General features: G+C 63.8%; 7 protein-coding genes. 2 read left to right on the plus strand and 5 right to left on the minus strand.

Annotated features, from left to right (window positions below):
- Nucleotides 1-105 precede the first annotated feature (105 nt).
- Entirely contained in the window at nt 106-615 is a 510-nt protein-coding gene (locus tag DESFRDRAFT_RS20320) for a hypothetical protein (protein WP_005997180.1), read from the minus strand.
- A gap of 84 nt (nt 616-699) precedes the next feature.
- Nucleotides 700-1,794 (minus strand): elongator complex protein 3, encoded by a 1,095-nt coding sequence (locus tag DESFRDRAFT_RS20325; RefSeq protein ID WP_005997181.1) that lies wholly within the window; start codon nt 1,792-1,794, stop codon nt 700-702.
- A 133-nt stretch (nt 1,795-1,927) separates the two neighbouring features.
- On the opposite strand from DESFRDRAFT_RS20325, the gene DESFRDRAFT_RS20330 reads away from it, so the two are divergent.
- A complete protein-coding gene (locus DESFRDRAFT_RS20330; RefSeq protein ID WP_043795420.1) occupies nt 1,928-2,353 on the plus strand; it encodes an HIT family protein in 426 nt (141 codons plus the stop codon).
- A gap of 102 nt (nt 2,354-2,455) precedes the next feature.
- The gene (locus DESFRDRAFT_RS20335; protein WP_005997200.1) at nt 2,456-2,758 is read left to right on the plus strand and encodes an integration host factor subunit alpha; all 303 of its coding nucleotides are present in this window, start codon (nt 2,456-2,458) and stop codon (nt 2,756-2,758) included.
- A gap of 193 nt (nt 2,759-2,951) precedes the next feature.
- Here the strand turns inward: DESFRDRAFT_RS20335 and DESFRDRAFT_RS20340 are convergent, their stop codons facing one another.
- The 3 genes from DESFRDRAFT_RS20340 to DESFRDRAFT_RS20350 all read right to left on the minus strand — a co-directional run.
- Nucleotides 2,952-3,698 (minus strand): septal ring lytic transglycosylase RlpA family protein, encoded by a 747-nt coding sequence (locus tag DESFRDRAFT_RS20340; RefSeq protein WP_005997202.1) that lies wholly within the window; start codon nt 3,696-3,698, stop codon nt 2,952-2,954.
- Between the two features lie 197 nt (nt 3,699-3,895).
- The gene (locus DESFRDRAFT_RS20345; RefSeq protein WP_052303519.1) at nt 3,896-6,049 is read right to left on the minus strand and encodes a putative bifunctional diguanylate cyclase/phosphodiesterase; all 2,154 of its coding nucleotides are present in this window, start codon (nt 6,047-6,049) and stop codon (nt 3,896-3,898) included.
- Nucleotides 6,050-6,409: 360 nt separating this feature from the next.
- On the minus strand, nt 6,410-7,025 hold a 616-nt coding region (locus tag DESFRDRAFT_RS20350; RefSeq protein ID WP_043795422.1), incomplete at its 5' end, for an EipA family protein.

The following is a 7,025-nucleotide window of genomic DNA, read 5'->3' on the forward strand; positions in this document are numbered from 1 at the left end:
TTTTTCGCCGTTATGGCTGTTGCCTCGCTGGCATGCGTTCCAAGGAAGCTTGAGGAGAACGTCTTTCGGAGAGAATGGTTCTCCCGGCGCGGCTGCGACCAGGTCCTAGCGCTGGAAAACCACCAGCGATGTCTTGATGAAGGCGCGGAGGTCCTGGATGCGCTTGTTGAATTCGACCACGTTCTTGCCGACGAAACTTTTCTTGTCATCGACCATTCCCTGATCGATGTTGAAAGGCGTTTCCGTGATCTTCTGCAACGTATCCATGATATTGTCGATCCGGTCGAAAAGATAATTCTTTTCGTCTTTCGTGAAGCAGTAGGTCGTTTTATTGTAAATATAATAAATATCGCAAAGGTTGAGCGCCAGCCCGAGAGTCTTTTCGATGCGGGCGTTCATATCCTGGATAAAGACGTATTCCTGGGTATAGGGTCGTTTCCGCGTCAGTTTTTCCCGCTGCTCGTATTCCTTGAGATGGATGGCCTGGACAACGGCCTCGTTGAAGTAATTCATGAAATAGTTGATGCTTTGCCGTATGTTGGGCGTATCCGCCCAGGCAGCCGTGGCATGGGCAAGCATGAGAAAACAGGCCAGGGCCAGAATGCATCGTTTCATGGTCTTCCACCAGACGGTTGACGGTTCGTCCTCGCCGGGGCGCACCCCTGCGTGATACAGTGTGGCACGAGAGACTGACGGAAGTCAAACCTCCCGGGCCGTCAGCAAAAAATCCGCCCGCGCCTCGAAGCGGACGTTGTGCCGGCCAAGCCCCAACGCGGCATAGGCCGGACGCAACTCCCCGGCGTGGCCGAAAAACTCCCCGGCAAAGCGCCTGGGCGCGGCCAGAGCGCCGGCAAAACCGCCCATGGCCCGGACCTCGGCCGCGACGAGGCCCAAAAGCGCCCGGGCCCGAACCCGCGCGCCAAGGGCCGGATGCGCCGGCCCGGCCAGCACGGCGGCTTGCAAGGCCGGCTCGGGACACAGCCCGATACGGACCACCCGCGCCCCCGCCCGCCACAGCACCGGCAAGGCGTCGGCCAGGGCCGAAATGGTCGTGTCCAGATCCCAGGGCGCATACCGCCCTTCCCGGTACAGCCCGGCCAGGGGCGTTCCGTCCACCACCAGACACGGGTGCAGGCGCACGACCTCCGGGGCCAACGCCGCCGCCTCGACCGCGTCCCGGGCCAATTCCCGAGGCGTATGCCCGGGCAGCCCGGGCAAAAGCTGCACCCCGAGCCCCATGCCGGCCCGGACCACATCCACGGCGGCCCGGCGCACGGACGCGGCGTCATGCCCCCGGCCGGCGGCCCGCAGCACGGCGTCGTCGAAGGTTTGCGCCCCCAGTTCCACCATGTCCAGCCCCGCTCCGGCCAGTCGCGCCAAAAGCCCGGGCGCGCAGGCGTCGGGCCGCGTGGAGCAGCGCACGCGCGTGACGAGCCCGGCCTCCCGAAACCGCGCCGCGGTCTCCAGGAAGCGCATCGGCCAGGGGTCGGGCAGCGCCGTGAACACCCCGCCGTAAAAAGCCAGCTCGTATGGGCCGCGCCCCAACCTCCCGGCTTCCTCAAGCCCGGCCGCCATTTCCGCAAGCACCCGGGAGAGCGGTTGCGGGGCATGGCCGGACTGGAGATGCTGGGCGCAAAACAGGCAACGGCCCGGACATCCCTGAAATGTCACAAAGACCGGCCAGACCCGGGATCGCGGCGTTTCCGGCTCGGGATGGCGGAAAATACGCCCCTTGTCCCGGCCCGTAACGGCCGCTTGGATGACGCTTTCCCGACAACTTGGGGACGCAAACAATATTTTTCTCCTAAGCCACTTGAAAAAAAGCTTTTCCTTGACTATCAGGGAGTCAATGCGCCTGCCCGGCCGCCAGTCCGCCGGGCCAAACCCCGTATCGTTCCATGACGATGCGCCTGGAGAAGTGGGAATCATGCCGGAAGCGGACTGTATCTTTTGCAAAATTGTCAAGGGCGACATTCCCTGCGCCAGGATTTACGAAACCGAGCACGTGCTCGCCTTTCTCGACGTCGCGCCAGTGGCCCCTGGGCATACCCTGGTCATCCCCAAGGCCCACTACGCCAACCTCTTCGACCTGCCCGAGGAAGAGGGCCGCCGCCTCTTCGCGGCGCTGGCCCCCGTGGGCCGGGCGATCATGGCCGCGACCGGGGCCTCGGGCATAAACGTGCAGATGAACAATTACGAGTCCGCCGGTCAGGTGGTCTTCCACGCGCACCTGCACCTGATTCCCCGACGCGCCGGGGACGGCCTGGCCCTGTGGCCCGGGCAGCCCTATCCCGACGGCGCGACCATGGAAGCCCTGGCCCGGGCGGCACGGCAAGCCCTCGGCGCCGCATAGCGCGGACGCCGGCCACGTCGTGCCAGCCACCAAGGACACCGCGACAGCCTCAACGCGGGCCGTACCCAGAGGTCCTCAACCGCCAATGCGCCGGAGAACGCCATGAACGGAAAAACGCTCACCAAGGCCGACATCGTCGATTACATCTACGAGAAGACCGAACGCAACCGCGCCGAGGTCAAGGTGCTGGTCGACCATCTGCTCGAACTGATGAAGCAGTCCATCAAAAAGGACCACTCGCTTCTGGTCAGCGGCTTTGGCAAATTCGAGTCCTACGACAAGAAAGCCCGCAAGGGCCGCAACCCCCAGACCAACGAATCCATCATGCTGCCGCCGCGCAAGGTGGTGGTGTTTCGGCTCTCGCGGAAGTTCCGGGCCGAACTCAACCCCGACGAAGTGTTGTAGCATTCGCTTTGCAAGGGCGATGCGAGAGGGGAAACCCTTTAAAAAGGGTTCTCCCCTCTCGCGCTCTCCCCTTCCCAAACTTTTCAACGGGCACCAATGCTCTTCCGATAACAGCCCGTCATTATAAAAAGTCTTTGGAGTGGGGGTCTGGGGGAGAACCTTTCTTCAGAAAGGTTCTCCCCCAGCCTCTTCCCTACTGCGCGATGACGAACGCCCCGTCGAAAATCGTGGCCAGGCGCAGGCGCGCCACGTCGGCCTCGGCCGGGGTAGCGAAGATGCCGGCGTGGACCCGGAAAAACTGGGTGCCGTCGATCTCCTTGTAGTCGATGCGCGATCCGGCGTAGCCGGCGGCGAAAAGCCGCGACAACAACCGCTCCGCGTTGCGCCTGTTGGCGAACGCCCCCACCTGCACGAAAAACGGACCGGGCAATTCGCCGTCCGGCGTCGCCCCCGGCACTTCCCCCTCCACCTGCACCCGCACTTTCGCCGTGCCCTTGCCGTAAACGCCGAGGTTTTTGGCCCCGGCCAGGGACAAGTCGATGATGCGCCCTGACACGAACGGCCCGCGATCGTTGACCCGCAGCACGCAACTGCGCCCATTCTCCAGGTTCGTCACCCGCACATTGGTGTGCATGGGCAACAGCTTGTGGGCGCAGGTCATCTGGTACTGGTCGTAGATCTCCCCGCTCGAGGTCATATGGCCGTGAAAGCCGGGGCCGTACCAGGAGGCAATGCCCTTCTCGTCATAGCCCTTGGCCGTGTGCAGCGGCCTGTAGGTGACGCCCTTGATCGTGTAGGGCCGCATGGTGGCCGGAGTGCGGCCGGAAGAGCGGGGAATCGGCGCTTTGGCCGCGCAGCCCCACAAAGACAGGACCGCGACCAGGCCGGCAACGAGGCGGATCGCCGACCGGCAAAAAAGACTGGAAGGACGGTACGGCATGGTTCGTGGTAGCGGCTCGAGCGTCCGCTGGCAACCCCGTCAGGGGGGAGGAAGAGTCGGGGGAAACCTTTCTGGAGAAAGGTTTCCCCCGAGCCCCCTTCCAAAGACTTTTAAAGGTAACGGGATGTTATTCGTTACCTATTTAGATTATTATAAAATTTAGGAAGGGGAGAGCGCGAGAGGGGCTACTGCCCTTTTTAAAGGGTTTCCCCTCTCGCACCCTCTTCCTTTCCTAAAAAACTCGTAAGCGCGGCCTCATCCATGGGACGGGCGTAGAAGAAGCCTTGGCCCAGGTCGCAGCCGAGTCCGGCCAGATCGCGGAGCTGGCTCTCGGTCTCGATGCCTTCGGCCACCACATCGCAGCCCAGGCTATGGGCCAGGCCGATGATCGAGCGCACGATGACCCGGTTGCCGTACTCATCCATGCCGGAGACGAATCCCCGGTCCACTTTGAGCGTGTCGATGGGAAAGCGCTGGAGGTAGGCCAGGGAGGAATAACCGGTGCCGAAGTCGTCGATGCCGATGCCGACGCCGAACTCCCGCAGCCCGCGCAGTTTCAGCATGGCCGATTCCGGGTGCTCCATAAGCACGCTCTCGGTGATCTCGAGCTTGAGGTCGCCGGGCGCCATGCGTTCGTCGCGCAACGTCCGGACCACCTGCTTGACCAGCTCCGGCTGGGTGAACTGTCGCGCCGACAGATTGACGGACATGAAAAAGGGGTTTCCGCCGAGCCCGCCGCGCCGCAGCCGGCCCATGGCCCGGCAGGCCTCGGCCAGCACCATCGCCCCGAGCGGGATGATCAGTCCGCTTTGCTCGGCGGCCGGAATGAACTCGTCCGGGGGCACGAGTTCGCCCGTGGGGCGACGCCAGCGCACCAGCGCCTCCACGCCGCAGGGGGCAAGGGTCTTCAGATCGAAAATCGGCTGGTAATGCAGGATGAATTCCCGGTGGTCGAGGGCCAGACGCAGATTGGTCTCCAGATCCATCACCCGCTCGGCCCGCTGGCGCATGGACCACTCGAACACGCGCACCCGGCCCCAGCCGGACTTGCGCGCCTCGTTCATGGCGATGGCCGCGTTTTGCATGAGCTCCTCGGGCCGTTCGTAATCGGCCGGCCCCAGAACCACGCCCATGCTGGCGGTGACGTAAAACTGGCGTTTGGCGATGACAAACGGCGTGCGAAACCGCTCCCGCACGGCCTTGACGATATGCAGCGCGTCGGCCGAAGCGGCGATTTCCTCCACGAGCAGCACGAACTCGTCGCCGCCGACCCGGGCCACGGTGTCGAGCTGGGGCACCTCGTGGCGCAGCCGCTCGCCCACCCTTTTGAGGAGTTCGTCGCCGAACAGGTGCCCCAGGCTGTCATTGACCAGCCTGAACCGGTCGATATCCAAAAACAGCAGGGCGTAGAGGTAATTAGAACGCCGTCTGGCCCGCTCGATGGCCCGGGCGATGCGGTCGAGGCAAAGGGCCCGGTTGGGGAGCCCGGTCAAGGCGTCGTGAAAGCTCTGGTAGCGCAGCCGCTCCTCGCCCGACTTGCGCTCGGTGACGTCCTCCAGCACCACGGCCACCTGGCCGGACTGGGGGGAATAGGCCTGGGCCAGAAAAAACATGTCGCAGTCGGCCAGGGAGTTCTCGAAGCGGACGGAACGGCCGCTTCTGGCCGTTTCACCGAGCGTGTCCAGCCAGAAGGGCTCGATGCCGGGAAAGACTTCCGTCAACGCGCGGTCGATCACTTCGGAACGGCAAAGCCCGGTCATGCGTTCGAACGACGGATTGGCCTCGAGAATCCGCAACGCGCCCCGCCCGTCGGCGCACGCGTCGCAGGGCGAAAGCTCCAGCAGCAGGAACGCGTTGAGCATGCCGGAAAACAGGTGGCGATAACGCTGTTCGCTCCTTTTGAGTTTCTGCTCGGTGCGGTGCTTGAAGATGGCCACTTCCACGGCCGTGCGCAGCCAGTTCTCGTCCACGGGCTTGAGCACGTAGCCGTACGGGGCGGTGCGCTTGGCCCGCTGCAGGGTGACCTGGTCGGTATGGGAGGTCAGGAAGATGACCGGAACGTCGCACTCGGACTGGATCACGCAGGCGGCGTCCACGCCGTCCATGTCGCCCTTGAGGAAGATATCCATGAGGACAAGGTCCGGGCGCAAGGCGTCGCAAAGATCCACCGCCTCGGTTCCCGAGGCGGTGACACCGGCCAGGACGTAGCCCAGTCGTTTGAGGATGACCTTGAGGTCGAGAGCCACGATCCGCTCGTCCTCGACCACGAGGATGCTGGGCGCAGCCCCGCCCAGGGCATTTTCCGTTTCCGGCCGCCCGGGACAGGGCGAATCGACAGAGTGGGCGATCACATCTTTCCCGAATCGGGCTCCGCTACCGATCATGCCGGTAAGTTTGCCCTTATTGCCGCTTGTTGTACAGTCTTGCTTTATCGAAAAGGCATCAGATCGTTCTTTTTTTCACGAATTGTGCCAACAACACAACCAGGAAGCAATACACAATAATCCTTTCCGCAAGAGAAATTACCGGGTTTTCTCTGTCGGAAGTCTTGTCGTCCCGTCAAAAAGTCCGCCATGCTGGCCGTTCAAGCGTCCCTCTCCGTCCTTCGCGCAAGCAATACTGCGCAACGCCCGCCGGCCGGCCGAAGCCGGACCAGCGGGCGCGCCGAAGAGTGCGGATTACCGGCCCCCATACGGCCGCGGGCGGCCCGCTTAAAACGGATTGATCTCCTGGGTGCGGGTGTAGTCCTGATAGCCGACGTTGGCCCCCAGGCGCAGCCCCACGCCGAAGCGGATGGGGGCCAGGGTGATGCCCTCGGTGCGCTGGTAGTTCATGCCGAAGCCGCCGAGGATGTAGATGCTGCCATCCACGCCCGGAAAGCGCTGGAAGATCTCCTCGGGCCTCGTCAGGCCGTAGACCAGGGTGAAGACCTTACCGGCGTTGACGCCGAGATCGAGTCCGATCGACGGGCTTTGCCAGTAGACCGGCACCGGCTTGTGGCCCTTGAGGTAGAGCGTGCCCGTGCCGTAGCGCACCCCGATCACCAGCGCCCCGCCGGCTTCGTTGCCCTTGATGAAGCCCGAGGGCTGGCCGAGGTCGTGAAAGGCCCGGGCCACCATTTCCGCCAGACCGCGCGAACCGCTTTCGAAAAAGCCCATGACCTCGCGGTTGACCTCGTTGCGGTTGTAGGTCTGGCTCTTGGTGGGCGGCGGCGGAGGCGGTGGAGGCGGCGGTGTGAAATTGGTTTGGCCGTTGATGGGCGTTGCTCCGCCCGGCGGCGGCGGGGAGCCGGCCGGTTGTCCGCCCATGGGCGCACCGGCGGGCGGG

It is taken from the genome of Solidesulfovibrio fructosivorans JJ] (assembly GCF_000179555.1).
GTDB lineage: Bacteria > Desulfobacterota > Desulfovibrionia > Desulfovibrionales > Desulfovibrionaceae > Solidesulfovibrio > Solidesulfovibrio fructosivorans.